Genomic DNA, 26907 nt, shown 5'->3' on the forward strand with positions numbered 1-26907 from the left:
GATTGGTGTGTCGGTCTGGCGGGTGCGCGAGCGTTGTGGAAACTCGTGGGTCGTGTGGTGGAACTGGATTGGTGTGTTGGTCTGGCGGGTGCGCGGGCGTTGTGGAAACTCGTGGGTCGTGTGGTGGAACTGGATCGGCGTGTGGGTCAGCTGAGACCGCCGGCGATGTCGAAACTCGTTGGTTGCGTTGTGGAGCGGCTCATGTAGGTCGAGGCTGCGAACCTCAGTGGTCCTCGACCAGCAGCCCGCTGTCCATCCGCCAGCGGCGGGTGGCGCGCACGCCGTCGAGCATGCGGCGGTCGTGGGTCACCAACAGCAGTGTGCCGGTGAAGGATTCGACCGCCTCCTCGAGCTGTTCGATGGCGGGCAGATCGAGGTGGTTGGTGGGTTCGTCGAGGACGAGCAGATTCACACCGCGCGCCTGCAACAGCGCGAGGGCGGCGCGGGTGCGTTCACCGGGCGAGAGAGTGTCGTTGGCGCGCAATACCTGTGAGCCGCGCAGCCCGAACTTCGCGAGCAGCGTGCGGACATCGGACTCCGGCCAGTCCGGCACCTCGGCGCCGAAAGCCTCGGCGGGCGTGGTGGATCCGCGGAACAGCCCGCGCGCCTGGTCCACCTCGCCGACGGCCACACCGGAGCCCAGGACGGCGGATCCGGTGTCGGGGTGGATCTTTCCCAGCAGCAACGCCAGCAGCGTCGACTTCCCGGAGCCGTTGGCGCCGGTCAGCACGATGCGGTCGCCCCAATCCACCTGCGTGGTCACCGGTCCCAGCGTGAAACCGCCGCGGGCGACGGTGGCGCCGGACACGGTGGCGACCACCGATCCGCTGCGCGGCGCCGCGGCGATCGACATCCGCAGCTCCCACTCCTTGCGCGGCTCCGCGACCTCCTCCAGCCGTTCGATGCGCCGCTGGGTCTGCCGCACCTTCGACGCCTGCTTCTCGGTCGATTCGGCGCGCATCTTGCGACCGGCCTTGTCGGAGTCCACCTTGCGCGGATCCCTGGCCTTGCGGCGGGCGGTGCGCACGCCGTGCTCCATCCAGTTGCGCTGCGTCGTCGCGCGGGCCTCCAGGGCCGCCTTGGTGTCGGCGTACTCCTCGTACGCCTCGCGGGCGTGCCGCCGTGCGACCTCGCGTTCGGCCAGGTACGACTCGTACCCGCCGTCGTACTGGCCCACCCGCTGCTGCGCCAGATCCAGCTCGACGATCCGATTCACGGTGCGCGCCAGGAACTCCCGATCGTGGCTGACCACCATCAGCGGCACCCGCACGCCGGTGACGAAGCGTTCCAGCCGGGCCAGTCCGTCCAGGTCGAGGTCGTTGGTCGGCTCGTCGAGCAGCAGGATGTCGAAGCGGGACAACAGCACCGACGCCAGCCCGGCGCGGGCGGCCTGACCGCCGGACAATGCCGTCATCGGGGTATCCAGGCCGTCCGGGAGACCGTCGGCGAGATTCAGCTCCACCGCCACCTCGGCGGCGCGCTGATCCAGATCGGCTCCGCCGAGCGCCAGCCAGCGGTCCAGGGCGGGGGTGTAGTCGTCGGTGTCCGTACCGGAATCGGCCGGTACGTCCGCGGCGAGGCGTTCCGCGGCGGCGTCCATGATCTGTTGTGCCGCGGCGACTCCCGTGCGCCGGGCCAGGAAACTCAGCACCGTCTCGCCCGGAACGCGTTCGGGTTCCTGGGCCAGATATCCGACGTTCGCCCCGGGCGGGCTGAGCGTGATGGCGCCGGCCGGCGCGCTACCCTCGGCCAGCATCCGCAGGAGCGTCGATTTTCCGGCGCCGTTCATCCCGACCAGACCGATCACGTCACCCGGCGCCAGCACGAGATCGAGATCGCCGAACAGCGCGCGGTCGCCGTGACCGGCCGCCAGCCCGCGTGCGTGCAGCGTGGCGCTCACGATGCCGCCTCGCTGGCGTTCGCCATCACCCTGCGCCCGGTGCGCTGTGCCGATGGTTCGCTCGCAAGCTCGTTCACGATGCCGCCTCGCCGAGGCTCGCCGCCATCGTGCGGGCGGCGCGCTGTGCCGATGGTTCCGTCACGGCGGGCCCGTGGGGGCGACGTGCTGCACGGCTGCATCCTGCCCGCGCTCGTGCGTCGCGCGCACCTGGTTTTCGGTCGCACACGGCCATGAGTCTGCCGTGCTCGGGGTTCGACCCTGAGTCCGGGCCCGGAGAAATCAGGGTGCGGATCGGTCCGGCGCCCGATGCTCGCGGCGGGCGAGTGGACGCACAGTGGTGGTACGGATATCGAGAGAAGGAGAACGACATGACCGCCCCCGCCCCTACCCGCCGCCTCACCCGGCCCCGCAACGACAAGTGGATCGGCGGCGTCTGCGGCGGCCTCGCGCAGTACTTCGGCTGGAGTTCCACGGTGGTGCGGCTGCTGTTCGTGCTGTCGTGCCTGCTGCCCGGCCCGCAGTTCATCCTGTATCTCATCCTGTGGGTGGTCATTCCGAAGGCGTGAGGCGCCACCGGTTATCCACAGGTTCGGGCGTGATCTCGCTCGCGCGGCCCGGGTTGTCCACAGGAGGGCTGCGCGAGGGGGTGCGCGGATGTCAGGATGGAGCGACATTCGCTGTACGCCCCTCGAGGAGCCGCTCATGATGACATCGGACGATCTGCCGGGTCTGAACCTGCCGGACGTCGATGCGCACTCCGACCTAGGCGGCCTCGGCGCCGTCGAACTCCACCATCCCACTCAGGACATCGACGCCGACGGCATCCCCGACACCGAATCCGTCCAGGGCCCGGGCGGTACCGACATCTGGACCGACACCAACCACGACGGAATCGCCGACCACGTCAGCGTCATCGACAGCGACGGCGCGTACGGCGCGTGGGAGTTCCATCAGCATCCGGATGGGACCAGCGAGTGGGTCCGGACCGACCAGGGGGAACTGGGCAAGTAGGTCGGCGGCCCGCCGAGCCGAGCGCCTGCGCGCCGGTGATCTCAGCGCTGCCCGGAGCCAGGGGCTCAGCGCAGCCAGGTGTCCGGCGGGCCGTATCCCTCCATGCGGGCCTCGTCCTCCTCCGTCCAATCGGTCGGCAGGACGTAGGTCTCCCGGGCGTGCCGCGGCTCGGCCTCGGTTCTCGCTCGTTCGGTGGTCTCGCGCAGCAACCGGTCGCGCTCGTCCCGGGCCTCCCGGGCCGCCGCCTCCTCCGGTGTTTCCGGATGCGCCTGCCGGTTCAGCTCCTGCCGGAGATCGTCGAATACGGCGGCGCCGCCGCGGCTCGTCCGTTCGTCGGCCGCGAGGAATTCGCCGCGGACCTCGCGGGTCGCCGCGCCGTACTCGGCGAGGATCCGGTCCATCTCGGCCTGGTAGTCCATCTGTGCTCGCCCGTCCCGATATCGGCTGCCATATCTCGATCGCCTCGTGCACCCGGCCTCGACGGCCGGGCAGGACAATCTACAACGGGCCCGCTTCGGCGAGTTCGGCTCCGCTGTCGGGCGGCGTGGGCGGTGCCGGTGGTGCGGCGCGCTGGTCCCGGGCCTCGGGCCGCGGACCGGCCGCCGGCACCGGGCCGGGTGGCGGGGACTGCTGGTGTGCCGGGCCGGGAGTGTCTTGCGGTGACCGCGTGCCGGGCTCCTGTCGATCTTCGGGCTGGTGGGGCCGGTCGGCGGGGGACCGGTCGTTCGGCGCCCGGTTCTCCGGGACGGGCTGATCGGGCTCGTGGTGCCGGCCGTGGTCCACCGGCTGCCGGTCCTGGGTGCCCTGCGCCGCGTCGTCCGACTTCTGGTCGGGCCGTTGCCGGTCGTCCGGGTGCTCATCGTCGCGCACCGGATCCGTCTCGTCCTTCTCCGGATCGTGCTTCTCCGGATCGTGCGGAGACTCGTCCTCGGTCGAGATGATCGGCATGCCGTGCTCGTCGAGCTTCAACTCGTAGGTCTTGTCCGTGCCGTCGGCGCCGGACACCGACACCTCGAGTGCGCCGTGCGCGCCCGCATCGATCTTCAGATGCTTTCCCGCCAAGTCGAATTCGGCGGACGGACGGGCGTGCGGCGCCGCCGCGCCTTCGCCCGGATCGGCCGGATCGTGTTGAGATGCGTTGTGCTGTCCCAGGATTCCCCCGACGCCCTGCTGAATATCATCCGACAGCGCGCCGAGTCCCTGTGTCACCGGTTGGCCCAGCGCCTGTCCGAGGCTCGACAGCCGGCTCGCTTCCGACAGCGCCGAACCGAGATCCGGCATTCCGGGGCCCGGCGATGCCGGTGCGGACGTGGGGGTAATCGAGGACGGCGTGGCCGCGGCCGGGGCGCTCGACGCGGATGTCGGCGACTCCGGTGTCGGTGCGGCCCGGTCGCTGGGGGCGGCCGTGCTGCTGGGGGCTGGTGTCGATGCGGCCGGGGCGCTGTCGGCCGGTGCTGGTGCGGCCGTGCTGCTCGGGGGTGGTGTCGATGTAGCCGTGCTGCTGTCTGCCGGTGTCGATGTGGCCGGTGTGCTCGGGCCGGGCGCGGGCGGTTGCTGACCGGCCGGCGTGGGAAAGGGTGCCGGTTCGTGGCTGTCCAGCAGATCGGTCACCGGCTTGTAGGCCTGGCGAATGTAGTAGTCGGCGAGGGCGCACTGATGGACGAACGCCTTGAACGCCTCCTGAACCGCGGGGCGGAAGTGCTCGGTCAGCCATTGCTTGCAGGCGTCGCGGATGCGCTGAGAACCTTCGTCCGAGCCCGGGCCGACCGACGGCAGGTTCAATTGCTGGGCGGCCGTGGTGTTCTGCTTGCCGTGCAGATAGCCCCAGGTGGTGCTCTCGGCCGCCACGGTGATGAGGGTGCTCACCGGGTCCTCCGCGCCGTCGAGGCGCATGGCGTGCGCCGCCACCGGACACTGCGGGCTGTCGAACCCGGCGACGAAATTCGCCTTGTCCCTGACGATTTGCAGCAGCACCTCCGGCAGCCCGGTCAACGCCGCCGACACCGCCCGCAGGTATTGCGCCTGCTGGTCGGCATGGGCGTGGAACCCGGCCAAGTGGTCCTGCGCAGCCGCACCGGCCCGGCCCTGCCAGACCTCCGGCACGGCCTGGGCCACGCCGTTCAGATCCGTGGTGATGTCATTCGCCGAAGGCTGCGCGCCGGTGCCGGCGGAGGCCGCCCGCAGCGCGGCCGACAGGGTGCGCAGGCTGTCGAGGTTCATGCTGCGCTGCTGGTCGTACCATCGGCCCTCCAGCCGCCGCAGCTCCTCGCCCGGGTCGCCGCCGGTGTGGATCGTCTCGCCGCCGATCTCTTCGCCGACGACGCTCAGGGGCGGGATCGGGAAATCGTCGAAGCCGTCCAGGCCCACGTCGCGGCACCGGTGGTACCGGATCAGCGCCCGCTCGAACCACTGCAACCCGGGTGCGGCGGTGTCCAGGAGGCTTGCGACGTCCGGACCGGTGGCCCTGGTGGTATCGCTCCAGATCTTCTGGTCGAAGACGTTGCGGCCGTCCTCCTGAAGGAATCGTTCCAGCGACTGCCGCGCCGACCCGAGGTCTCGCTGGTAGTCCGATGCGTACCGCTGCGGATCGGTCATGCCGGGCCAGGCCCGCCGGCGGCGTTCTCGATCCGGGCGCCGCTGTCCTGCTCCGTCGCCGTGGCGGCCGTCGCGGCCTGCCGCATGGCCTCCGCCGTCGCACCGGAGGCCGCGGACCACGACTGCAGCATGGTGACGATCCCCTCGACGCCCGCCGCGAGCTTGTTCCCCTGATCCTGATAGTCCTGACCGGCATGGGCCGCGTCGAAGCCGGCGGCCGCGATCTGCGCCGCGTGATCGCGCGTCGCCTCGCTCGCGGGCGCGATCGTGCGCGCCATGTTCAGCACGGACTGCGGGTCGATCAGCACGGCCCCCTCCTCATCCCCGATTCGGTCCCTGGAGAGCCGACCTCCGCGGACGGACTTTCGGCCCCCCGATCATGACAGACCCGCCACTCGGCCTGCCAGGCTCCGGCGCGGCAGACCCGGCCCGAGGCCCCGAGCAAGGTGTATCACGGTGCCCGGGGCGGAGGGCGGCAATCCGTTGACCGGTCCGGACAGATTCCGGCCAGGCCGCTGCACATTTTCGGGCTCGCCCGCGGCGCTCACTTCCGCAGTGTCTGGACCGCCTGAAGTAGTTGCAGTTTCGACGGTTTCTCCGGCTCTGCCGCCAGCGCCGCCTCGGGGTCGACGAGTTCGGTGTGCGGGATGGTCTCCTCGGGGTCGGCGAACGCCTGGTACTTCTTGTCGCCCAGCAGCTGATGGCTGAGGTAGCCGACGAGCAGGCCGCGCACGGTCCGGTCGGTCTTCGCCTCGTACTTCGCCGCACCCAGTGCGGCCAGTGCCCGCCGGCCCTCGACGATGCCGTTGTGCGTCGCCTTGTCGACCGTGCGTAGGACCGACGGCCCGCCCCAGGCCGCGGCGAGGGAGACGGCATTGCAGCTGAGCGAGTCGATGTCGGTGCCGGCCAGGATGAACGCGGGGGCCTCGATATCGGCGGCGAGGGATTCCGCGCTGGGGGCGGTGGGCGACGGGAACAGGGCCGCGACGGCGGCGACCGGGCGCCGCGCGGCGGCGATCACCGCGGCCCCGGCGCCCATGCCGTGCCCGGCGAATGCCAGCTTGTCGGGGTGCACGCTGAGCGAGCCGTCGCCGAGCCGCACCCCGGTGCAGATGTCGAGCGTGGTGAGCAGATCGGTCGCCAGGTTCAGGTGGGACGGGAGCGGCCCGCGCTCGGTGTCCGGTGCGGCCGCGACGAAACCCCAGGATGCCAGGTGCTCCAGCAACTTTCGATAGTTGCCGACACCGGCCAGCCAGCCGTGCCCGAATACGACCGCGGGCAGATTGCGTCCCTCTTGCGGGGCGAACACCACCCCGGGCTGCCCGGCGATGCCGAGATTGCCGCGCACGACCCGGTGCGGACCGGGTGTGCTGAGGGTGCTCAGAAGCGATTTCACAGACGCCGACACGTGGTCGAACTTAACCGATGAACGCCCTCCTGCGGTGTTTCGCCCGCTCGCGGAATCGCCGGCGGTTCGGCCGAACCTGCCCGCCGCGGGTCTCGGCCGCTTGTCTCGGGGCGGCGTCGTCCACCCGGGTGGGCCGAGGCGGAACGGATCCGGGCGGCGCGTGCCTCCGCGGGACGAGACGGCGGTCCGGTCGCGGTGAAGTACACGACCGGCTGCCGTGCGAGGACGGACGAGCGTCGATGAAGCGTCCGGCCCGGCGTCGGGAACGGGTGTCGTTTCCGGGCGTCGGTGCGCAGCTGCGCCACCTCGGCCGAATCGGGCCGGATCCGTGCCGGGCCTGCGCGAACGTGACGTCTTGCCGCCCCGTTCGAGCGGCTGCGAGCAGGCCGCGGTCCGGCTCACACGCGGCGCCTCCGGTCCCGTCGCTGCCGGCATCGGCTCCAAGTACGCTGAGGCACCATGTGCGGAATCGTGGGCTACGTCGGGTACCGGGACGCGCTCGGCGTCGTCGTGGACGCGCTGCGCCGCATGGAGTACAGGGGGTACGACTCCGCCGGAGTGGCGATCCTGGGCGGCGCGGGCACCATCGCGGTGGAGCGCAAGGCGGGGCGGCTGGCGAATCTGGAGTCCGAGCTGGCCGAGGCGGGTGCGGCCCGGTTCGCCGGCACCACCGGCATGGGCCACACCCGCTGGGCCACCCACGGCGCCCCGACCGATCGCAACGCGCACCCGCACCGCGACGCCTCCGGCAAGGTGGCGGTGGTGCACAACGGCATCATCGAGAATTTCGCCCCGCTGCGCGGTGAACTCGAGGACGCCGGGGTGGAGCTGCACAGCGACACCGACACCGAGGTCGCGGTGCATCTGGTCGCGCGGGCCTGTGCCGCCGGCCCGACCGCCGGCGATTTCGTCGCCAGCGCGCTGGCCGTGCTGCGCCGGCTCGAGGGCGCCTTCACGCTGGTCTTCACCCACGCCGACCATCCGGGCACGATCGTCGCCGCGCGCCGCTCGACACCGCTGGTGGTGGGCGTCGGCAAGGACGAGATGTTCATCGCCTCCGATGTCACGGCGTTCATCGAGCACACCCGCGAGGCGGTCGAACTGGGCCAGGACCAGGCCGTCGTGATCACCGCGGACACGTACACGGTCACCGATTTCGACGGCGACACCGAGGGCGTGCGGACGCGCCCGTTCACGATCGACTGGGATCTGGCCGCCGCCGAGAAGGGCGGTCACGACTACTTCATGCTCAAGGAGATCGAGGAGCAGCCGGCCGGTGTCGCCGAGACCTTGATCGGGCATTTCGCGAACGGCCGCATCATGCTGGACGAGCAGCGGCTGGCCGAACAGGAACTGCGCGAGTTCGACAAGGTGTTCGTGGTCGCCTGCGGCAGTTCGTATCACGCCGGCCTGCTCGCCAAGTACGCGATCGAGCACTGGACCCGGGTGCCGGTCGAGGTGGAGCTGGCCAGCGAATTCCGTTACCGCGACCCGGTTCTCGACCGTTCCACGCTGGTGGTGGCGATCTCGCAGTCCGGCGAGACCGCCGACACCCTGGAGGCGGTGCGGCACGCCAAGGAGCAGAAGGCGCGGGTGCTGGCCATCTGCAACACCAACGGCGCGCAGATTCCGCGCGAGGCCGACGCCGTGGTCTACACCCGCACCGGTCCCGAGATCGGGGTGGCCTCCACCAAGGCGTTCCTGGCCCAGATCACCGCCAATTACCTTGTCGGACTTGCGCTTGCGCAGGCCCGGGGCACCAAGTACCCGGACGAGGTGGCGCGCGAGTTCGGGGAGCTGGAGGCGATGCCGAAGCTCGTCGAGCGGGTGCTGGAGACGGCGCCGCAGGTGCGCGCGATCGCCCGCCGGTTCGCGCAGGTGCCGACCGTGTTGTTCCTGGGCCGCCACGTGGGCTACCCGGTGGCGCTGGAGGGCGCGCTCAAGCTCAAGGAGCTGGCGTACATGCACGCCGAGGGCTTCGCCGCCGGTGAGCTCAAGCACGGCCCGATCGCGCTGATCGAGGACGGCCTGCCGGTGATCGTGGTGATGCCCTCGCCGAAGGGCCGCGCGGTGCTGCACTCCAAGCTGCTCAGCAATATTCGCGAGATTCAGGCCCGCGGCGCCCGGACGATCGTCATCGCGGAGGAGGGTGACGACACCGTGCGCCCCTTCGCCGATCATCTCATCGAGATCCCCGCGGCCCCCACGCTTTTCCAGCCGTTGCTGTCGACGGTTCCGTTGCAGGTCTTCGCCGCCGAGGTGGCGCAGGCGCGCGGGTACGACATCGACAAGCCCCGCAATCTGGCGAAGTCGGTCACCGTCGAATAATCGCGGCCGTCGTCGAGGCGGAGGCCCGCCTCGTCGCGCTGCCGCTCGGAGGTGGCCCGCGGCGGCCACCTGTCGTCCACCGGACCGGAACATCATCCCGACCCGGCTCCGCAGTGCTCGGGCAAACGGTTGATCCCCGAAGGCTATATCGGATTGTGATCGGCCCTCGACGTGACGGAGAACTCGATAAGCACTGTTCCTACGAGTTCTCTCAGAAAAATAGAACCTTCAGTTCATTTCTAGTTCAGTTTATGTTCACCTTCCGCAATCAGTCTGTGATGTGCCAGGGAACGGACCGCAAGTCCATTCACCGCGTGTGGTGATCACGCTCATGCGCCTGCCCACCGCCACGGCCCCGCCTTCGTCGCCGGCCTCGAACCGGCGCGCAGTGCACCGCGTTCCGACCGCGGACAACTGAATCTCCCTATCCCGCAACGAACAACAGAAACAGCGCAGCGACGACGTGGATCGGCCCTCTGATCGGCGCCGGGTACTGCCGCGCTGTCGGAGCACGTTCACCATGCATGTACGAAAACTGTTGCCGCTCGCCGCCTTTGCCGCCGTCGTCGCCGTACCGGCGCAGGCCAACGCCGAAACTCCCGTTGCCGGCGTACCACCCGAGCTGCAGGAACCCGCGCAGCAACTACAGCAGCAGGCCGGGCAGTGGCAGCAGCAACTGCCGCAGCCGCAGCAGGACCAGTTGCAGCAGTTCATCCGGCCGATGCCGCAGCCGATTCCGCAATTGCTGCCGCCGGTCTTCCCGGACGACCTGGACGGCTGGATCCGCAACGCCCTGTACATCCTCGACCAGCGCGGCATTCCGGCCAGTTACGACGGGATCTACCGCAACGCCATGCGGGAATCCGGCGGAAATCCGGCCGCGATCAACCTCTACGACTCCAATGCGGCGGCCGGTATCCCGTCCAAGGGGCTCATGCAGGTCATCGACCCGACCTTCGCCGCCTTCCACGTGGAGGGCACCTCGTGGGACATCTTCGACCCGGTCGCGAATATCGCCGCGGCCTGCAACTACGCCGCCAACCGCTACGGTTCGATCGATAGCGTCAATTCGGCGTACTGATCCGCTGGGCCGTTCTGTTCCGGCGCATCCGGCACTCCGCCGGCACGACCGGCTATGTCGACACCGTCCGGGACCCATAGCCTTCGACCGACCGGGGCGGTTACCCAGGCATTCCCAGCGATACCGCGGGGGTGTCGGGCCGAGCCCGTAGCCGAACCGGCGCGGTGGGCCTTGCCGCAACACGTCGCCGACGCGGACGTGCCGTCACCCCGCGGATACCGTCCGGCCTCATGCCGGGATCGTCCCGCGTTCGGCCGGAGGTGGGCGGGCCGCTTATCGGACGGTTATGGTGCCGCGCATGCTCGGGTGCAGGGGGCACAGGTAGCGGTAGGTGCCGGGGGTCGGGAAGGTGTGGCTCCACTCGCCCTCGGTGAGAATGGGGCTGTCGACGCCCATCGCCGAGTCGCCGATGCCCTGCACGCCGTGCGGCACCTTGTCGGAGAACTGCCACGTGACCGTCTCGCCTGTGGCGATGGTGACCGAGGCCGGCGAGAACGCCATATCGTCGACCCGGATCGTGGTCGCCGCCCGGGGCGTGTCGGTGGTCGGGGCCGCCGAGCCGTAGGCGGCGGAAGCCGCCGGCCGGTCGGGTGCGGATTTGCCGGAATCGTTCGAGCCGCAGCCGGCCGGCAGAATGCCCGCCGCCGCAACGACGGCGACGAGGATGCGCGCGGATACCGCGCCCGATGAGCCGGTCGACATGCGGGCCAGCGTAGTGAGCGGCCGATGCGCTGCGGCGGACGCGGTGCGGATCCGCGCGGATCGCGTGGCGGAACTCGGGCCGTGCGGTCGGTCCGGCACCCGCCGCGGCACTGTGTCGTGCGATGCGGCCGTGGTCCGGTGGGTGCGTGTGTGCCGGTGGTGTCCGGACATCGGAATCTCCCGTGGTGTGTGGGGCGTGTACCGCAGTCACGCCGTACTGCGGCGTACGGTTCGTCGCCCCGGCGTGTCCGGTGCGGCGCGGAGGCTCGGTCCCGTGCGACCGGGCGGGCGTACCCTGCACTCGTGCGGATGATCGCTGCACTCGTGCGGATGACCGATCGGGCCCGTGCTGTCGCGGCGGGCGGGTAGGAGGCGAAGATGGCCGCAGCGGCGGTCCGCGGATACTTCACCGTCGACGAGGTCCGGGCGGCGGAGGCCGCACTGTTCGAGCGCGTCGCCGAGGGGGTGCCCATGCGGCGGGCGGCCTACGGGCTGGCTCGCGTCGTCGCCGCCGAACTGCGCGAGCGGACCGGGGGTGTCGCCGGACGGTCGGTGACGCTGCTGGTCGGATCCGGTGACAACGGGGGTGACGCGCTGTGGGCCGGATCGATGCTGCGGCGGCGCGGGGTCGCGGTGTCGGCGGTGCTGCTGTCGCCGGAGCGAGCGCACGCGACAGGTCTTGCGGCGCTGCGGAATACCGGTGGCCGCATCACCGAGGGTCTGGGTTCGCCGGACCTGGTGGTCGACGGCATCGTGGGCATCTCGGGTCGCGGTGCGCTGCGCCCACGCGCGGCGGAGCTGGTGGCGGCGGTCCGGGCGCCGATCGTCGCCGCCGACCTACCCAGCGGTGTCGACCCGAATACGGGTGCCGTGGACGGGCCGGCGGTCCGTGCCGATGTCACGGTGACCTTCGGCGCCTACAAGCCGGTGCACGTGCTGGCGGCGCCGTGGTGCGGCCGAATCGAGCTGGTCCCCATCGGTCTCGAGCTGCCCGAGCCGAGTCTGGCTGCCCTGGAACCCGTTTCGATCGGTGCGCACTGGCCGGTGCCGGGCGCGGCGGACGACAAGTACACCCAGGGCGTCGTCGGAATCTGTGCCGGCGGTGCGCGATACCCGGGTGCGGCCGTGCTGTGCACCGGGGGAGCGGTGGCCGCGACGTCCGGCATGGTCCGGTACGCCGGAACCGCCGCGGCCGATGTGCTCGACCGCTTCCCGGAGGTCATTGCCGCCGAGTCGGTTTCGGCGACCGGACGGGTGCAGGCCTGGGTGTTCGGCCCCGGCGCCGGCACCGACGACGTTGCCCGCGAACGGCTGTCGGAGATCCTGGCCACCGATCTGCCGGTGGTGGTGGACGCCGACGGGCTCACGCTGCTGGCCGGCGATCCGTCCCTGGTCACCGGCCGCGGCGCGCCCACCGTGCTCACCCCCCACGCCGGCGAATTCGCGCGTCTGACCGGCCACGAGCCCGGCCCGGACCGAGTCGGCGCGGTCCGCGAACTCGCCGAGAAATGGCAGGTCACGGTCCTGCTGAAGGGCCGCGCCACGCTCGTCGCCGGACCGGGCCGCCCGGTCCTGGTCAACGAGGCGGGCGGCTCCTGGGCCGCGACGGCGGGTTCGGGCGACGTCCTGTCCGGCATCCTCGGCGCTCTCCTGGCCAACGGCCACGACCCGTCCTGGGCCGCTGCGGCCGCGGCCCGCGTACACACCCTGGCCGCCAACCTCGCCGCCCACGGCAGTGACATTCCCGCCGCCCACGGCGGTGATGCCGGAGCCCCCATCTCGGCAAGCCCCTTGTTCCAGCACATCCGCCCGGCAATCCGAACCCTGCGCACCTTCGCCGAATCCGCCTGAGGCCCGGGCTTTCGGTCTCTGCATGCTTTTGTCGAGTTCGTTCGAGGACCGGCGTTTCGGACTCTGCGTCCTCTTGCCGAGTTCGCTCGAGCCCCGACATTCCGGACTCTCCGTACTTTGCCGAATCCGCCTGAGGCCCGGGCATTTCGGTCTTTGCCTGCTTTGCCGAGTTCGCCTGAGGCCCCGGTGTTTCGGGGTCTGCGTGCTTTTGTCGAGTTCGTTCGAGGCCCGCCGTTTCGGACCCTGCGTGCTTTGCCGAGTTCGCCTGAGGCCCCGTCGGTTTCGGGACGGCTCGCTCACGCGGTGTCCCGCCGCGTCATTCAGAGCGGCGAAATGGCCACTCGAACCGGGCGTACCGGGTGGCGGGCGTCCCGGCTCGTGGTGGCGCCGGAAGCCCGCGACAAACGCGGCGTTTCCCGTCCGGCAGGCGGAGCCGGGAACCCGGGGGCGCCGCCCGCGCCGAGTGGTCGGGTCGGCCGATTACGGCGCCGGCCCGGTGCGCCCGCCGTTACGGCGTGAGTTCGCTCACCCGTTTTCCCGCTCTCGGACCTGTCAGGAGTCGGTGCGCCCCAGACAGTTTCGCGGTGTGTTCGCGGCCGCGGAGGCGTCAGTTGCCCTGGGCGGCTTGCGCGACCGGCTGCCATTCGCGCCACTGCGCCAGCCGCGACTCGTAATCGGCCGTCGCGACGGTGAGCGGGGCGGCGCCGAGGAAGGTGCGCAGCGGCGGTTGCTCGGCGTCGACCACCGTCAGGATCGCGGCGCGGGTGGCCGCCGGATCACCGATCTGTTGTGCGGCACGATTCTGCGTGCGCTTCTCCCAGACGTGGTCGTAGGCCGCGTTCCGCGCGCTGTGCCGGGCCGACGGTCCGGCCCAGTCGGTGCCGAACCCGCCGGGCTCGATCAGCGTCACGTGGATGCCGAAACCGGCCACCTCCTGCGCCAGCGACTGCGAGAACCCCTCCAGCGCCCACTTCGACGCGTTGTAGGCGCCGACGCCGGGGAACGCGCTGATGCCACCGATGCTGGACACCTGGATGATGTGCCCGCTGCCCTGGGCGCGCAGGGTCGGCAGCGCCGCCTGCGTCACCCACAGTGCCCCGAACACGTTGGTCTCCAGTTGGGCCCGCGCCTCGTCCTCGGTGAGTTCCTCGATCATGCCGAAGTGTCCGTACCCGGCGTTGTTGACGACGATGTCGAGCCGCCCGAAATGCTCCGCGGCCTGCTCGACGGCGGCGAAGTCGCGGTCCCGGTCGGTCACGTCCAGCCGCAGCGGCAGGAACGTGTCCGGATACTTCGCCACGAGGTCGTCGAGGGTTCCGAGATCGCGGGCGGTCCCGGCGACCCGGTCGCCCCGCTCCAGCGCCGCGAGCGCCCACTCCCGTCCGAACCCGCGCGAGACGCCCGTGATGAACCAGACCTTGCTCATGTGGTCTCCTCTGCTTCGTGGCCTGTGCCGATGCTCGTGGTTCGAGTGGCTCCGATGCCCGTGCACCACGCTAACGACCTGGAGTCCACTCCAAGCAAGAGTTTTTCCCGCGCTCGCGGAAGCCTTCGCCGCGCCGATCCGCGCGAGTGGCAGGATCGGTAGCCGTGAGTAGTGCCGACCCGCAGGTGGAAACCGTTATCGACCTGGATGCCATCGCGCACAACGTGCGGATCCTGGCCGAACACGCCGGGGACGCCGCGGTGATGGTCGTCGTGAAGGCCGACGGCTACAACCACGGTGCGGTGCGGGTCGCGCGGGCGGCGTTGGCGGCCGGGGCGGCGGAACTGGGCGTCACCACGATCGCCGAGGCGCTGCGGCTGCGCGCCGCCGGAATCGACGCGCCGATCCTGAGCTGGCTCAACACCTCCGACGCCGACTACGCCGCGGCCATCGCCGCCGATATCGAGATCGGCGTGTCGTCGGTGGCCCACCTGTGCGCGGTCGCGCGGGCCGCCCGCGCGAGCGGCATCGTCGCGACCGTGACACTGAAGGTCGATACGGGCCTGAACCGCAACGGCATCTCCGATACCGAATATCCGCGGGTGCTCGCGCTGCTGCGCGACCTGGTCGACGAGCGGGTGGTGCGGTTGCGGGCGATCTTCTCCCACCTCGCCTGCGCCGACGAGCCGCAGCATCCGGCGAACGACCGGCAGCGCGCCACCTTCCTGGAGGCCATCGCCACCGCCAAGGAGTACGGCCTACAGCCCGAACTGGTGCACCTGGCCAATTCGGCGGCGACGCTGACCCGCCCGGACCTGGCGTTCGACATGGTTCGTCCGGGGATCTCCGTCTACGGGCTGTCACCGGTCCCGGGGATCTCCGATTTCGGCCTGCGCCCGGCCATGACGTTCCGGGCCCGGGTCGCGCTGGTCAAGCAGGTGGCCGCGGGGGAGGGCGTCTCCTACGGCCACGAGTGGATCGCGCCGCGCGCCACCACGGTCGCGTTGATCCCGGCCGGCTACGCCGACGGTGTCTTCCGGCCGCTGGGCGGTCGCCTCGCGGTGCGCATCGGAGACACGCTGTACCCCGGTGTCGGCCGGGTGTGCATGGATCAGCTGGTGGTCGATCTGGGCGAGAATCCCGCCGAGGTCCGCGAGGGCGATACCGCGGTGCTGTTCGGGCCCGGCGAACCGCATCCGCAGCGGTGGGCGGACCTGCTCGGGACCATCCACTACGAGATCGTCTGTTCCCCGCGCGGGCGGGTCGTGCGACGCTATGTGGGCGATGTCGCACAGCACGAGGGCGGTTTATGAAATCCGTACGGCCGGAGGGCTTTCGATCCACCTTGTTCCGCGGCGGTATCGCCGCCGCGGGGGCGCTGAGCGCCCTGGCCGGGGCGCATGCGCTGCGCCGGGCGGGTGCCGCGGTGCGCTGGCCTGCCCGCCGCGACGATCTGCGCGACGAGGATTTCGCCCTGCTGGACCGGGACCGGGCGGTCACGGTGGTGACCGACGACGGCGTACCGCTGGCGGTGCGCGTCTGCGGTCCCGACGACGCCCCGGCGACAGTGGTTTTCGTGCACGGCTTCTGCAACAGCATGGAGTCGTTCCACTTTCAGCGCCGCGATCTCGAAAAGCTGTGGGGCCCACGGGTTCGGATGGTGTTCTTCGACCTGCGCGGGCACGGCCGCTCCGGAACGCCGAGCACCGCGAGCTGCACCGTCCCGCAGCTGGGCCGTGACCTGGAGGCGGTGCTCGCGGAGTGCGTGCCGGACGGCCCGCTGATGCTGGCCGGACATTCCATGGGCGGTATGGCGGTACTGGCGGCCGCCGCGCAGTTTCCGCGGTTGTTCACCGAGCGGGTGCGCGCCGTGGCGCTGCTGTCCACCGCGGCCGCCGAGGTCACCTCCGCCGGTGTCGCACAGCTGCTGCGCAATCCGGCCCTCGACGGGTTCCGGATGGCGGTGCACACCGCGCCGGCGCTGGTCCAGGCGAGCCGGGTCACCGCCGGCCACGTGATCACACCGATCCTGCACGTCAGTTCGTTCCACGGGGACGTGAGCCCGACCCTGTCCCGGTTCACCACCTCGATGATCGACCGCACCCCGGTCGAGACGATCGTGAAATTCCTGAAAGCCCTGGAGCTGCACGACGAGTCGGCCGCGCTGCCCACCCTCGCCCCGCTGCCCGCGCTGGTGCTCGGCGGCGCGCACGACCTGGTGATCCCGTTCCGCAACTCCCGGGCGCTGGCCCGGCAGCTGCCCGATGCCGACCTGGTCCGCGTCACCGACGCCGCCCACATGGTGCATCTGCAATACCCGGAACTGGTCGCCGCGGCGCTGGACCGATTGCTGATCCGCAGCGGAATGCTGGACGCCGAACACCGAGACGACCGGGAGGCGGCCCGTGGGTGAGTGTCGAACGGCACCGAGAGCGATTGCGGCAGAAGGTATGCCGCGAACGGCGCATGCGGCCGAGCCGTTCGAGTGCGTCGCGGGGGTGACGATCGCGCGCGTCCGTGCGGCGGCCGGACGGGTCACCGCGGCGACGAAGGAGGGCCGCGGCCCGATGGCGGACCGGGCCCCTGCGCTCGTGCCGGAGGGGCGGCTCTGCGCGGGAGGCGGCCGGTGACGGAGCAGCGGGTGCTGTCGACGGTCGAGGACACCGAGGCGCTGGGCCGGGAGTTGGCCGACGATCTGCGGCCCGGCGATCTGGTGGTGCTGGACGGTCCGCTGGGCGCCGGCAAGACCGCGCTCACCCGCGGCATCGCGGCGGGGCTCGGTGTCGAGGGCCGGGTCAGCTCGCCGACCTTCATCATCGCCAGGCAGCATCGCGCGGGCCCGCGGCCGGGTGCGATCGCGATGGTGCACGTCGACGCCTACCGGCTCGGCGGCGACCTGGACGAGCTGGACGCCCTCGATCTCGACACCGACCTGGACGATGCGGTGGTCGTCGTCGAATGGGGTCTCGGGGTGGTCGAGCACCTCGCCGACCGGCATCTGCGGGTGCTGCTCCGGCGCGAATCGGAATCCGAGGTACGCACGGCCGAGTGGGCGTGGATCGAGTCGTCCTGACCTCGGTGTGATCTCGTAGACGGTCGGCGGCGGGGTGCTATCCGCAAGATGACCACCCGGTATCGTTGACCCAATCATGCTTGTACTCGCCGTCGACACCGCGACGCCTGCCGTCACCGCAGGTCTGGTGGAACTGGAGCAGGCTGCCGCCGAGGACGATCGGCAGCCGCACGTTTCGGCAACGGCGCCCCGGATCCGGACCCTGGCCACCCGGGTCACCGTCGACGCGCGCGCCCACAACGAGGTGCTCACGCCGCAGATCCTCGAATGCCTCGACGCGGCCGAGGTAGCCCGGGCCGACCTCGATGCCGTGGTCGCCGGAATCGGTCCCGGCCCGTTCACCGGGCTGCGGGTCGGAATGGCGACGGCCGCCGCATTCGGCGACGCCCTCGGCCTGCCGGTGTACGGCGTGTGCAGCCTGGATGCGATCGCCGCCGACGCTTGGCAGGAGATCACCGACGGCGGCGGGCGCGGCATCGCCACCATCGGCGAATCCGAGCTGCTCGTGGTCACCGACGCGCGCCGCCGCGAGGTGTACTGGGCCCGCTACCGCGCGCGGCCCGAGCGGGAGATCGCCGCCGATTCGAGTGCGCGCGCGGTCGGCCGAGCCGACGGTCCGGGCGTAGACAAGCCCGCCGACCTGGACCCGGGCGAATCGGCCGTGATTGCCGGATCCGCCTCGCACGTCGACCTCTTCGATCTGCCGGTGCTGCCGGTCGAGACCCCGTCGCCGGCCGGGCTGGTGCGCTGTGCGGCCACCGACGTGCTGGACCGGGCGGCCGCCGCACCGCTGGTCCCGCTGTACCTGCGCCGGCCCGACGCGGTCGAGCGCAGTTATCGGGCGGTGTCGTGAGCGAGCTTGCGAGCGAACCAACGACACAGCGCGCCTCGCGCGCGGTGGCGGCTAGCGCCGGCGAGGTGACATCGTGAGCGAGCCGGCCGGCGGCGTCGAACCGATGCGTCCCGCGGACGCCGCCCGGTGCGCCGAACTCGAGAAAAAGCTGTTCCCCGAGGACGATCCGTGGCCGGAGGTCGCCTTCCTGTCCGAGCTGGCGGGTGCGCACAACCACTACGTGGTGGTCCGCGACGAATCCGGCCGCGCGATCGGTTACGCCGGTATCGCGCTGCTGGGCGCCCCCGGCGATCCCGAGGCCGAGGTGCATACGATCGGTGTCGACCCGGGCGCGCAGCGCGGCGGTATCGGCACCACCCTGCTGCGGGCGCTGCTGGCGGCGGCCGGAAAGCGCGGCGGCCCCGTCTATCTCGAGGTGCGCACCGACAACGCCCCGGCGATCGCGCTCTACGAGAAGCACGGTTTTCACATCATCGGTCTGCGCAGGAACTACTACCAGCCCAGCGGCGCCGACGCCTACACCATGCGCCGCCGGGCGGCCGACGACCTCCTGCGATCGCAGGGGGAGGCCGAACTGCCGCGGCCGGGCGTCCCGCGCGACTCGGAGGTCCGGTCATGATCGTCATGGGCATCGAAAGTTCGTGCGACGAAACCGGAGTCGGTGTCGTCCGCTGGCACCCCGACGACGCGGCGGAGGACAAGGGTACCTGCGAGCTGCTCGCCGACGAGGTGGCCTCGAGCGTCGAGGAGCACGCCCGGTTCGGCGGCGTGGTGCCCGAGATCGCCTCGCGCGCCCATCTGGAGGCGATCGTGCCGGCGGTGCGGCGGGCCCTGTCGGCCGCCGCGGTATCCCGGCCCGACGCGCTGGCGGTGACCATCGGCCCGGGCCTGGCTGGGGCACTGCTGGTCGGCGTGGCGGCCGCGAAAGCCTATGCGGCGGCGTGGGATATCCCGCTGTACGCGCTCAACCATCTCGGCGGCCATGTCGCCGTGGACACCCTCGAGCACGGCCCGATGCCGCCGTGCGTGGCCCTGCTGGTGTCCGGCGGGCATACGCACCTGCTGCAGGTGAGCGACCTGGCCGAACCGATCGTCGAACTCGGCAGCACGGTCGACGACGCGGCGGGCGAGGCCTTCGACAAGGTGGCTCGCCTGCTGGGCCTCGGCTTCCCGGGCGGCCCGGCCCTGGATGCCGCCGCGGCACACGGGGATCCGAACACCATCGCGTTCCCGCGCGGCATGACCGGCCCGCGCGATGCGCGCTACGACTTCTCCTTCTCGGGCCTGAAGACGGCGGTCGCCCGCTATGTCGAGGCGGCGCAGCGCACAGGGGCCGACCTGCCGGTCGCGGATATCTCGGCCTCGTTCCAGGAGTCGGTCGCGGATGTCTTGACCGCCAAGGCGGTTCGCGCCGCCCGGGACGCCGGCGTCGGCACGCTGGTCCTCGGCGGCGGCGCCACCGCGAACTCTCGCATCCGCTCGATGGCCGAAGAGCGCTGCGCCGCAGCGGGTCTGACGCTGCGCGTGCCCAAGCCGCGGCTGTGCACCGACAACGGCGTGATGATCGCCGCCCTGGGCGCGCACGTGATCGGCGGCGGCGCCAAGCCCTCGGCCCTCACCGTCGCCACCGACCCCGGACTCCCCGTCTCCACCAGCCAACTCCGCTGAACCGGAGGGCTCCGGACCGACGCTCGCGCGCCGGCCGTATCGACCCGAGAGGTGGGAACCGGCCGGCCCACGCCCACCGTTGGCCTCGCCGCCCGTCTCACGGGTGCCGCTCGCTACAGCACGACCGGCCGACCGGCGACAGTGACGATGCCGAGCGCCCTACCGCACGAATATCCCAGCCGCACACCGATTCCGAGTAGCCTGTGCCGCTGCGGGTCCGGTTCCGAGTAGCCTGTGCCGCTGCGGGTCCGGCCGTCCTCGGCCGGGGCTGCACGAGAGCGAGCGTGTGGGTGGGCGGCGTGCCGATTCGGAGGCGGGCGACACCGACCTGTCGGGCGTGGCCCGGGTCGTCGAACCCCGGCGGACAGGTGCCGCGCGGCTGTAGGGGTCTGCGTTCGCGGACGGCCGCTGCTCGATGGCGATGCTGTCGGGCCCATACTGCGAATGTCTCGGCTGCACTGCGGTTCCGCACACTGTGCGGCTATGGGCTCGTCCAGGGCCGCACTGGAGCGGTGCGCGCGAGCGGCATGCTCATGCGGGCCCGGGGCATCGCGGACGCAGTCGGAGGCGGCGACGTCGATGCGCCGGTCGTGGGAGCCCAGCAGATGGTCGCGGCCGTCCGCGGGCGCCGGGCGCTTGCGGGCGGCCGGCGCCGCCGTCGTCCCGCCTGCCGGGCTTGTCGGCACTGCGCGACACGCTGACCGGAATCCAGCGCGGCACGTTCGCCGATAGTCACGGCTGGATACGCACATCCGGACGACCGAGCTGGGGGCGGTCGGTTGCTTGCGCTCCGGGCCACGCAGGAGCCCGTACCGGCATTCGGTGCGGATGTGGTTGATGGCCGACGGCACCCGATCGGCTTGCGGGGACGCCTCGACGGACGGACCGATCAGTCGGTCGGCTGCACTGCCCCCGAACCGGCGGAGCCCGAATTCGATCTCGGCAGCGCCGGTGCGCGGTTCGGGGTCGCGCTGGGGGACTGCAAGGAGGGGCGGCTCGGGGTCGGCTCGTCGGGAGTGGTCGATTCCGGCGTGCTGGGGGTCAGCAGCGGGCCCAGGAAGTGGGGCAGATCGGGCAGCGGGATCTGCGGCAGGTTGGGATCCGGGCGCAGTGGCGCGGTGGTGGCGGGGATCTGTTCGGCGGCGCTCGTCGGGGGCCGGCTGGTCGACGAGGTCGAGGCGGACGACGAGGTCGACGAGGGCGACGAGGGCAGCGACGGCGAGCCCGGACCGCCGCCGGTGGGCTGATCACCGGACTGGGTCTGATCGGCCGGGGTGGTCGAGCCGGTGGTGCTGGGCGCGGGGGTCGGCGCCGGGGTCAACTGGGCAGTGTTGCTGGTGCCGACCGGGCTGACGTCGTGATCGGCCGGGACCAGCTCCTTGACGCCGTAGCCGACCACGAGGCCCACCACCACGACCGCGCCGGCCAGGGTGCCGACCAGCTTGGTGAAGGTGCCGGTCTGTGCCTCGTTACCGAGGCCGACCACCGGGAACGCCGACGGCTGCGCCGAATCCGCCACCAGCGCGGCGCCCTTCGCCGTCGCCGCCTCGGGTTCGGGGACCGTGAGCACCGGGACGTCGAGCAGGTCGTTCACTCCGGCGACGACGGTCGGGATGTTCGCGCCGCCACCGATCACGGCGACCGCCTCGGGCAGCTTCGGCGACCGAGCGAACACCCCGGCGGCGAATACCGCGGCCTCCCGGATCAGGTCCGCGATCAGTTCCTCGAAGTCGGCGCGGGTCAGCTTCAGCGGCTGCCCGGCGACGTGGTCGATGGTCACCGCCGGGGCGATGGACAGATGCTCCTTGGCCGCCCGGCTGCGGTTGATGAGCATGCCGCGGTTGGGCCGGGTGCCGCGGCGGGCGAAATGGCAATCCAGCAGGTGGTAATAGATCAGCTCGTCGACGGCGGTGCCGCTGACCGCGGTGGTGCGCTCGGACCGCAGGGTGGTGTGGTCGGCCAGATCGGCCACCGTGACCGTCATCCCGGACGCGCCCAGGTCGATGATCGCGACCGTCTCGTACCGGTCGAGCAGGCCGGTGTGGCGCAGATAGGTGAGGGCGGCCGTGCTTTCGGGGATCAGCTGAACGTCGCGGCGCTGGCGGCCGATCGCCGACCGGATCGCCACGGCCTGTTCCCGGTCGCGGTAGGCGACCGCGATCGCCCCGGGCGGTCCAGCGGCGGTCTCGGAGTGCGGGGCCGGGAGCGCCGCGGTGTGCGCGCCGGCCGGATGCACGATCTCGCGGGTGGGCATCCGGGTGGTCATCAGTTCGATCGACGATGCCACCAGATCACCGAGATCGGAATGTGCGGCGTCCGCCGTCACGACTCGGTAGTCGAAGCTCTGGGCGCCGTTGGGAGCGGTGGCAACCAGCGCCGAGCACACCACTTCGTTCCCGGCGGAGATGCCGAGGGATGTTCGCATGTTCACCTCCCTTCGAGCGGATGGTCATGGTGTCGCCGACCATCTCGAACGGACAGCGAGCCTCCGCATGGATGGCGGTCGGCCCGAGCAGCGGATCGCGGCTGGGCCTCGTCCGGTAGGTGTCGGACCAGCCGGTGATCACTTGTGGTCTTGCTCTCGTCTCAGGCGTGCGCGATGGTCTTCGCGCGGGTGGGTGAAGCAGTTGTTTTGTGGTGCACGGTGTGTGATGCAAGGCAGATCACGCGACAGAGCGTCGACCGGCAGGACCGGTCGGCAGACGCGACATCACGAACGCTGCGACATCACGAACTCGTCGTCCATGATGTCACAATCCGTTATCCGAACGTTACAGTTTTTGACGATGAATTGCCACGGTCTCGCGCGTGTTGATGGCGGATTCGCGGCGAAACGTTGTTGTGCCCGATTGATCGGGACCCGGCCGATGGGCCGTCACCGGGATTCGGTGACGAGTCGGCACTACCCGCTCTTGAGCGCTGGCACTCCCCTGTATAGAGTGCTAGTTGGCACTGCGGATGTTGCTCGAGTGCCATTGTGACTGCTGAGCAGGGGTCCCGGCACCCGCGACGACGGGGCTATGCACAGGGTCGTGATCGTGACCGAAACCTTAGTCCGGGGAACCGCCCCGGACGCGACGAATCCCCTGAAAGTGGAGGGCTCAACGTGGCGAGCGTGAACATCAAGCCGCTCGAGGACAAGATCCTCGTCCAGGCCAACGAGGCCGAGACGACGACCGCCTCCGGCCTGGTCATCCCCGACACGGCGAAGGAGAAGCCCCAGGAGGGCACCGTCGTCGCCGTCGGCCCCGGCCGGTGGGACGACGAGGGCGAGAAGCGCATTCCGCTGGACGTCAAGGAAGGCGATGTCGTCATCTACTCCAAGTACGGCGGCACCGAGATCAAGTACAACAACGAGGAGTACCTGATCCTGTCGGCGCGCGACCTGCTGGCCGTCGTCGACAAGTGACTCCGTGACGATCGCTGCCCCGGTGCCCGCACGCGTGGGGCCGGGGCAGTGGTCGTTCTCCCACCAAACACAGGACTGAACACATGGCAAAGCAGATCGAGTTCGACGAGAAGGCTCGTCGGGCGATGGAACGCGGCGTCGACAAGCTCGCCGACGCGGTGAAGGTCACGCTGGGCCCGCGCGGCCGGCATGTGGTGCTGGCCAAGGCATTCGGCGGACCGACGGTCACCAACGACGGTGTCACCATCGCGCGGGACATCGACCTCGAGGATCCGTTCGAGAACCTCGGCGCGCAGCTGGTCAAGAGCGTCGCCACCAAGACCAACGACGTGGCCGGCGACGGCACCACCACCGCCACCGTGCTGGCGCAGGCGATGATCAAGGGTGGCCTGCGGAACATCGCCGCGGGCGCCAACCCGATGGGCCTGGGCGCCGGCATGAGCAAGGCCGGCGAGGCCGTCTCGGAGGCGCTCCTGGCCGCCGCGACGCCCGTCTCCGGCGAGCAGGCCATCGCACAGGTCGCCACCGTTTCCTCGCGCGACGAGGAGATCGGCGAGATGGTCGGCAAGGCGCTGACCACCGTGGGCAAGGACGGCGTGGTCACCGTGGAGGAGTCCTCCACGCTGAGCACCGATCTCGTGGTCACCGAGGGCGTGCAGTTCGACAAGGGTTACCTGTCGGGCTATTTCGTCACCGACCACGACAAGCAGGAGGCGGTGCTGGAGGATGCGTACATCCTGCTGCACCGGGAGAAGATCTCCTCGCTGCCGGACTTCCTGCCGCTGCTGGAGAAGATCGCCGAATCCGGTAAGCCGGTCGTGATCATCGCCGAGGACGTCGAGGGCGAGCCGCTGTCCACCCTGGTGGTCAACGCGATTCGCAAGACGCTCAAGGTCGTCGCGGTGAAGGCGCCGTTCTTCGGGGACCGCCGCAAGGCGTTCCTGGACGACCTGGCCGTCGTCACCGGCGGCACGGTGATCAATCCGGAGCTGGGCATCAACCTGCGCGAGGCCGGCCTGGACCTGCTCGGTTCGGCGCGGCGCGTGGTCGTCACCAAGGATGAGACCACGATCGTCGAGGGTGCCGGCACCCAGGACGGGATCGACGCCCGCGTGGCCCAGCTGCGCGGCGAGATCGAGGCCACCGACTCCGACTGGGACCGCGAGAAGCTGGAGGAGCGGCTGGCCAAGCTGTCCGGCGGCGTCGCGGTGATCCGCGTCGGCGCGGCCACCGAGACCGCGCTCAAGGAGCGCAAGTACCGGGTCGAGGACGCGGTCAACGCGGCCAAGGCCGCGATCGAGGAGGGCATCGTGCCCGGCGGCGGCACCGCGCTGGTGCAGGCGGCGGCCAAGCTGACCGAGCTGCGCGACTCGCTGTCCGGCGACCAGGCCATCGGTGTGGACCTGGTGCGGCAGGCGCTGCGGGCGCCGCTGTACTGGATCGCCAGCAACGCCGGCATCGACGGTGCCGTCGTCGTCACCAGGGTCGCCGACGGCAAGGAAGGCTTCAATGCCGCCACCCTGACCTACGGCGACCTGGTCACCGACGGTGTGGTGGATCCGGTGAAGGTGACCCGCTCGGCGGTGCTCAACGCCACCTCGGTGGCGCGCATGGTGCTCACCACGGAGAGCGCCGTGGTCGAGAAGCCGGCCGAGGAGGACGAGGACGACCACCACGGTCACTCGCACTGAGCCGGTCACTCGACTGAGCCGGTCACGGGCGCCGAGCGCCGACAACGAAACGGGCGCCGAGCGCTGACAACGAAACGGGCCGTTCACATCCGAGGCGATGTGGGCGGCCCGTTCTCGTGTCCCGTGGGCATGGCCGCGAGGTGGTATGGCTGCGAAGTGGCATGGCCGCGGGAAACGGAGACGGCCGACGGCGGTGCGGTCGGCGGTCGGTCAGTACGGCGTCGTGGAGTCCGAACCTTCGGAGTGGGCGGCCTTGTGCGGGGTGGCTGTCGCCGCCGGGGCTTGATCGTGCGGGGCCTGACCGTGCGCGACGGCGGCCAGCAGACGATCACGAAGAGCGGCGGGCGGCTGTTCGGCCGCCGAGGCGAATACGGTGAGAGCTTCTCTGGTCAGCTGCACTTCCCTGTCGAAGTCCGCGCGCAGCGTCTCGCTGCCGGAGTCGAGTATTTCTCGCACCGCGCGCTGGTCCTCGTCGCCGATCGATCCGAGCGCGACCGCGTGCGCGAGATCGATCTGGCTTTCGTTCATCTCACGTCACTCCCAAGCTCTTCTTCAGTCGTGTCAATCCATCGCGGATACGGGACTTAACGGTCGGTAACCCTACGCCGAGATGCTCCGCTACCTCCGCATAGGTCCGGCCCCCGAAGTACGCGAGCGAGATGGCCTCCCGCTGTGTACTCGTCAGTGTGGCCAGGCCTTCCAGCACCGCCTGCTGCTCGAGTCTTCGTCCTACCTCTTCGGTGACCTCATCGAATTCGTTACCGAGAGTGCTCGCGCCGTAAGTGACCTCGCGCTGGGCGTGCGCCTGCTCGGCACGGACACGGTCCACCGCTCGGCGATGGGCGAGCGTCATCAGCCAGGTGACCGCCGAGCCCTTGGCGGGGTCGAAGTTGGCTGCGGTACGCCAGATCTGGAGGTAGACCTCCTGCGTGGTCTCCTCCGCGTAGCCGGGATCGTGTAGGACGCGCAGCACCAGGCCGAAGACGCGAGCGCACGTTCGGTCGTACAGCTCGGCGAAGGCCCGCTGGTCGGATCGGCCGCAGCGCTCGAGAAGCGCGGCTAGTTCGATGCTTTCGGCTGCGCGTGCCGTCACCGCAGAGGTTGCTCGGGGTGGCGCGTCCACCCGCTCGTCCCCGACCGCTTGCTGGAACGAGTCGCCCTCTGCGGCCGGCGGCCGCGTTGTCACAACGCTCCATTCTGTGTCATCGGCCACTACCGTAGCGGGCGGCTATGACCTCCTCTCGGGTGGGGTGTCGGCAAACCGCCTGTAGCCCAGCGGTTTTCGGACATCTCCCGACACGCCGAGGGTTCTTTTAGGAGACACGCCGTGACACGCCGGGGGCTGTGCGAAACGCTGTGGCAAGGCTTCTGGCCATCTCGCGTCAGGCGTATCGGCGGTGACCGAAGGGGCCTGCGCGTCTGTGTCGGTATCCACCGGCCGGCAGTTTCGGTGGCCGGGTGTTTGCTAGGCATTCGGCGCGCCGTGCGTTCCGGATGGGAGAGAATTCGTCGCCGACCCCCCGGCAGGGGCACGACCTGCGAATTCCCTTACCGGCTCAGACAGTTACGCGGCGGCGGTTGCGCCGGACGTGCATTTCGCGCTCGGTCTCCGACATCCCGCCCCAGATGCCGTAGGGCTCGCTGACCTTCAGTGCGTGGCTGCGGCACTGCATGAGCACCGGGCAGGTGCGGCAGATCTCCTTGGCGCGCAGTTCGCGTTGCGCGCGAGCGCGTCCGCGTTCACCATCGGGATGGAAGAACACCGATGAGTCCACTCCACGGCAGGAACCGCGCATCTGCCAGTCCCAGATGTCGGCATTCGGACCGGGGAGGTGGGTGGGCATGGGCATGGTGAACTCCCTCATGTGCGAGCTCGTCGGCGTTGTCGAGCGGTGCTTGTCAGCAGCGGTC

At 70.6% G+C, this 26907-nt stretch carries 24 protein-coding genes and 1 pseudogene; 14 read left to right on the forward strand and 11 right to left on the reverse strand.

Annotation, left to right across the window (positions count from 1 at the left end; genetic code table 11):
• Window positions 1-223: 223 nt before the first annotated feature.
• A complete protein-coding gene (locus tag D892_RS0116165) occupies window positions 224-1900 on the reverse strand; it encodes an ABC-F family ATP-binding cassette domain-containing protein (protein WP_024802240.1) in 1677 nt (558 codons plus the stop codon).
• 368 nt (window positions 1901-2268) lie between these two features.
• Here D892_RS0116165 and D892_RS0116170 point away from each other — a divergent pair, with 368 nt between their 5' ends.
• On the forward strand, window positions 2269-2466 hold the full coding sequence (locus D892_RS0116170; protein ID WP_024802241.1) for a PspC domain-containing protein: 198 nt from the start codon (window positions 2269-2271) through the stop codon (window positions 2464-2466).
• Window positions 2467-2602: 136 nt separating this feature from the next.
• Window positions 2603-2911, forward strand: a complete 309-nt coding sequence (locus D892_RS0116175; RefSeq protein ID WP_024802242.1) for a DUF6802 family protein — start codon at window positions 2603-2605, stop codon at window positions 2909-2911.
• 65 nt (window positions 2912-2976) lie between these two features.
• Here D892_RS0116175 and D892_RS0116180 read toward each other — a convergent pair whose 3' ends face one another.
• The 4 genes from D892_RS0116180 to D892_RS0116195 form a co-directional block, all read right to left on the reverse strand.
• Window positions 2977-3330: a hypothetical protein gene (locus tag D892_RS0116180; protein WP_024802243.1), complete on the reverse strand. Its 354-nt coding sequence runs from the start codon at window positions 3328-3330 to the stop codon at window positions 2977-2979.
• 79 nt (window positions 3331-3409) lie between these two features.
• Window positions 3410-5506, reverse strand: coding sequence for a WXG100 family type VII secretion target (locus D892_RS0116185; RefSeq protein ID WP_024802244.1), 2097 nt, complete (start codon window positions 5504-5506; stop codon window positions 3410-3412).
• Window positions 5503-5814 (reverse strand): hypothetical protein, encoded by a 312-nt coding sequence (locus tag D892_RS0116190; RefSeq protein ID WP_024802245.1) that lies wholly within the window; start codon window positions 5812-5814, stop codon window positions 5503-5505. The genes D892_RS0116185 and D892_RS0116190 overlap by 4 nt, the downstream gene beginning before the upstream one ends.
• Window positions 5815-6050: 236 nt before the next feature.
• The gene (locus D892_RS0116195; protein WP_024802246.1) at window positions 6051-6914 is read right to left on the reverse strand and encodes a dienelactone hydrolase family protein; all 864 of its coding nucleotides are present in this window, start codon (window positions 6912-6914) and stop codon (window positions 6051-6053) included.
• A gap of 459 nt (window positions 6915-7373) precedes the next feature.
• On the opposite strand from D892_RS0116195, the gene glmS reads away from it, so the two are divergent.
• Window positions 7374-9242: a glutamine--fructose-6-phosphate transaminase (isomerizing) gene (gene glmS, locus D892_RS0116200; protein WP_024802247.1), complete on the forward strand. Its 1869-nt coding sequence runs from the start codon at window positions 7374-7376 to the stop codon at window positions 9240-9242.
• 520 nt (window positions 9243-9762) lie between these two features.
• The gene (locus D892_RS45210) at window positions 9763-10323 is read left to right on the forward strand and encodes a transglycosylase SLT domain-containing protein (RefSeq protein WP_024802248.1); all 561 of its coding nucleotides are present in this window, start codon (window positions 9763-9765) and stop codon (window positions 10321-10323) included.
• 273 nt (window positions 10324-10596) lie between these two features.
• Here the strand turns inward: D892_RS45210 and D892_RS0116215 are convergent, their stop codons facing one another.
• Window positions 10597-11025, reverse strand: coding sequence for a plastocyanin/azurin family copper-binding protein (locus D892_RS0116215; protein WP_036568935.1), 429 nt, complete (start codon window positions 11023-11025; stop codon window positions 10597-10599).
• 378 nt (window positions 11026-11403) lie between these two features.
• Between D892_RS0116215 and D892_RS0116220 the strand changes: the two genes are divergently transcribed.
• The gene (locus tag D892_RS0116220; RefSeq protein ID WP_024802250.1) at window positions 11404-12876 is read left to right on the forward strand and encodes an NAD(P)H-hydrate dehydratase; all 1473 of its coding nucleotides are present in this window, start codon (window positions 11404-11406) and stop codon (window positions 12874-12876) included.
• 607 nt (window positions 12877-13483) lie between these two features.
• Here the strand turns inward: D892_RS0116220 and D892_RS0116225 are convergent.
• Window positions 13484-14302: an SDR family oxidoreductase gene (locus D892_RS0116225; protein ID WP_024802251.1), complete on the reverse strand. Its 819-nt coding sequence runs from the start codon at window positions 14300-14302 to the stop codon at window positions 13484-13486.
• Window positions 14303-14466: 164 nt separating this feature from the next.
• Between D892_RS0116225 and alr the strand changes: the two genes are divergently transcribed.
• The 7 genes and pseudogenes from alr to D892_RS48565 form a co-directional block, all read left to right on the forward strand.
• Window positions 14467-15615 (forward strand): alanine racemase, encoded by a 1149-nt coding sequence (alr, locus tag D892_RS0116230; RefSeq protein WP_232236097.1) that lies wholly within the window; start codon window positions 14467-14469, stop codon window positions 15613-15615.
• Window positions 15612-16715, forward strand: coding sequence for an alpha/beta fold hydrolase (locus tag D892_RS0116235; protein WP_051499079.1), 1104 nt, complete (start codon window positions 15612-15614; stop codon window positions 16713-16715). The genes alr and D892_RS0116235 overlap by 4 nt, the downstream gene beginning before the upstream one ends.
• 213 nt (window positions 16716-16928) lie before the next feature.
• Window positions 16929-17375, forward strand: a complete 447-nt coding sequence (gene tsaE, locus D892_RS0116245) for a tRNA (adenosine(37)-N6)-threonylcarbamoyltransferase complex ATPase subunit type 1 TsaE (RefSeq protein ID WP_024802255.1) — start codon at window positions 16929-16931, stop codon at window positions 17373-17375.
• A gap of 76 nt (window positions 17376-17451) precedes the next feature.
• Window positions 17452-18228 carry a tRNA (adenosine(37)-N6)-threonylcarbamoyltransferase complex dimerization subunit type 1 TsaB gene (gene tsaB / locus D892_RS0116250; RefSeq protein WP_024802256.1) on the forward strand — a complete coding sequence of 259 codons (777 nt, stop codon included), beginning with the start codon at window positions 17452-17454 and terminating at the stop codon, window positions 18226-18228.
• A gap of 103 nt (window positions 18229-18331) precedes the next feature.
• Window positions 18332-18847, forward strand: a complete 516-nt coding sequence (gene rimI / locus D892_RS0116255; RefSeq protein ID WP_051499715.1) for a ribosomal protein S18-alanine N-acetyltransferase — start codon at window positions 18332-18334, stop codon at window positions 18845-18847.
• Window positions 18844-19896 (forward strand): tRNA (adenosine(37)-N6)-threonylcarbamoyltransferase complex transferase subunit TsaD, encoded by a 1053-nt coding sequence (gene tsaD, locus D892_RS0116260; protein ID WP_024802258.1) that lies wholly within the window; start codon window positions 18844-18846, stop codon window positions 19894-19896. Before rimI ends, tsaD begins: the two co-directional genes overlap by 4 nt.
• A 682-nt stretch (window positions 19897-20578) precedes the next feature.
• Window positions 20579-20653: pseudogene (locus D892_RS48565) on the forward strand (hypothetical protein); the annotation flags it as partial.
• A 132-nt stretch (window positions 20654-20785) separates the two neighbouring features.
• Here the strand turns inward: D892_RS48565 and D892_RS0116270 are convergent.
• Window positions 20786-22321, reverse strand: a complete 1536-nt coding sequence (locus D892_RS0116270; protein ID WP_024802259.1) for an Hsp70 family protein — start codon at window positions 22319-22321, stop codon at window positions 20786-20788.
• A 681-nt stretch (window positions 22322-23002) separates the two neighbouring features.
• Here D892_RS0116270 and groES point away from each other — a divergent pair.
• A complete protein-coding gene (gene groES / locus D892_RS0116280) occupies window positions 23003-23305 on the forward strand; it encodes a co-chaperone GroES (protein WP_024802260.1) in 303 nt (100 codons plus the stop codon).
• 83 nt (window positions 23306-23388) lie between these two features.
• A complete protein-coding gene (gene groL / locus D892_RS0116285) occupies window positions 23389-24996 on the forward strand; it encodes a chaperonin GroEL (RefSeq protein WP_024802261.1) in 1608 nt (535 codons plus the stop codon).
• Between the two features lie 210 nt (window positions 24997-25206).
• Here groL and D892_RS41280 read toward each other — a convergent pair whose 3' ends face one another.
• The 3 genes from D892_RS41280 to D892_RS0116300 all read right to left on the reverse strand — a co-directional run bounded on the left by D892_RS41280 (window position 25207) and on the right by D892_RS0116300 (window position 26846).
• Window positions 25207-25524, reverse strand: coding sequence for a hypothetical protein (locus tag D892_RS41280; protein WP_024802262.1), 318 nt, complete (start codon window positions 25522-25524; stop codon window positions 25207-25209).
• 1 nt (window position 25525) lies between these two features.
• The gene (locus D892_RS0116295) at window positions 25526-26119 is read right to left on the reverse strand and encodes a sigma-70 family RNA polymerase sigma factor (protein WP_036568939.1); all 594 of its coding nucleotides are present in this window, start codon (window positions 26117-26119) and stop codon (window positions 25526-25528) included.
• Window positions 26120-26552: 433 nt separating this feature from the next.
• Window positions 26553-26846: a WhiB family transcriptional regulator gene (locus D892_RS0116300; protein ID WP_024802264.1), complete on the reverse strand. Its 294-nt coding sequence runs from the start codon at window positions 26844-26846 to the stop codon at window positions 26553-26555.
• Window positions 26847-26907 lie beyond the last annotated feature (61 nt).

Origin of the sequence: Nocardia sp. BMG51109 (genome assembly GCF_000526215.1) — a bacterium.
In the GTDB taxonomy this organism is placed as follows: Bacteria; Actinomycetota; Actinomycetes; order Mycobacteriales; family Mycobacteriaceae; genus Nocardia.

Bases quoted from the DNA above. Each gene is read 5' to 3' on its own strand.
- D892_RS0116170 (WP_024802241.1), top strand. From the start codon at position 2,269: ATGACCGCCCCCGCCCCTACCCGCCGCCTCACCCGGCCCCGCAACGAC.
- D892_RS0116175 (WP_024802242.1), top strand. From the start codon at position 2,603: ATGATGACATCGGACGATCTGCCGGGTCTGAACCTGCCGGACGTCGAT.
- D892_RS0116180 (WP_024802243.1), bottom strand. From the start codon at position 3,330: ATGGACTACCAGGCCGAGATGGACCGGATCCTCGCCGAGTACGGCGCG.
- D892_RS0116185 (WP_024802244.1), bottom strand. From the start codon at position 5,506: ATGACCGATCCGCAGCGGTACGCATCGGACTACCAGCGAGACCTCGGG.
- glmS (WP_024802247.1), top strand. From the start codon at position 7,374: ATGTGCGGAATCGTGGGCTACGTCGGGTACCGGGACGCGCTCGGCGTC.
- D892_RS45210 (WP_024802248.1), top strand. From the start codon at position 9,763: ATGCATGTACGAAAACTGTTGCCGCTCGCCGCCTTTGCCGCCGTCGTC.
- D892_RS0116215 (WP_036568935.1), bottom strand. From the start codon at position 11,025: ATGTCGACCGGCTCATCGGGCGCGGTATCCGCGCGCATCCTCGTCGCC.
- D892_RS0116220 (WP_024802250.1), top strand. From the start codon at position 11,404: ATGGCCGCAGCGGCGGTCCGCGGATACTTCACCGTCGACGAGGTCCGG.
- D892_RS0116225 (WP_024802251.1), bottom strand. From the start codon at position 14,302: ATGAGCAAGGTCTGGTTCATCACGGGCGTCTCGCGCGGGTTCGGACGG.
- D892_RS0116235 (WP_051499079.1), top strand. From the start codon at position 15,612: ATGAAATCCGTACGGCCGGAGGGCTTTCGATCCACCTTGTTCCGCGGC.
- tsaB (WP_024802256.1), top strand. From the start codon at position 17,452: ATGCTTGTACTCGCCGTCGACACCGCGACGCCTGCCGTCACCGCAGGT.
- rimI (WP_051499715.1), top strand. From the start codon at position 18,332: ATGCGTCCCGCGGACGCCGCCCGGTGCGCCGAACTCGAGAAAAAGCTG.
- tsaD (WP_024802258.1), top strand. From the start codon at position 18,844: ATGATCGTCATGGGCATCGAAAGTTCGTGCGACGAAACCGGAGTCGGT.
- D892_RS0116270 (WP_024802259.1), bottom strand. From the start codon at position 22,321: ATGCGAACATCCCTCGGCATCTCCGCCGGGAACGAAGTGGTGTGCTCG.
- groL (WP_024802261.1), top strand. From the start codon at position 23,389: ATGGCAAAGCAGATCGAGTTCGACGAGAAGGCTCGTCGGGCGATGGAA.
- D892_RS41280 (WP_024802262.1), bottom strand. From the start codon at position 25,524: ATGAACGAAAGCCAGATCGATCTCGCGCACGCGGTCGCGCTCGGATCG.
- D892_RS0116300 (WP_024802264.1), bottom strand. From the start codon at position 26,846: ATGCCCATGCCCACCCACCTCCCCGGTCCGAATGCCGACATCTGGGAC.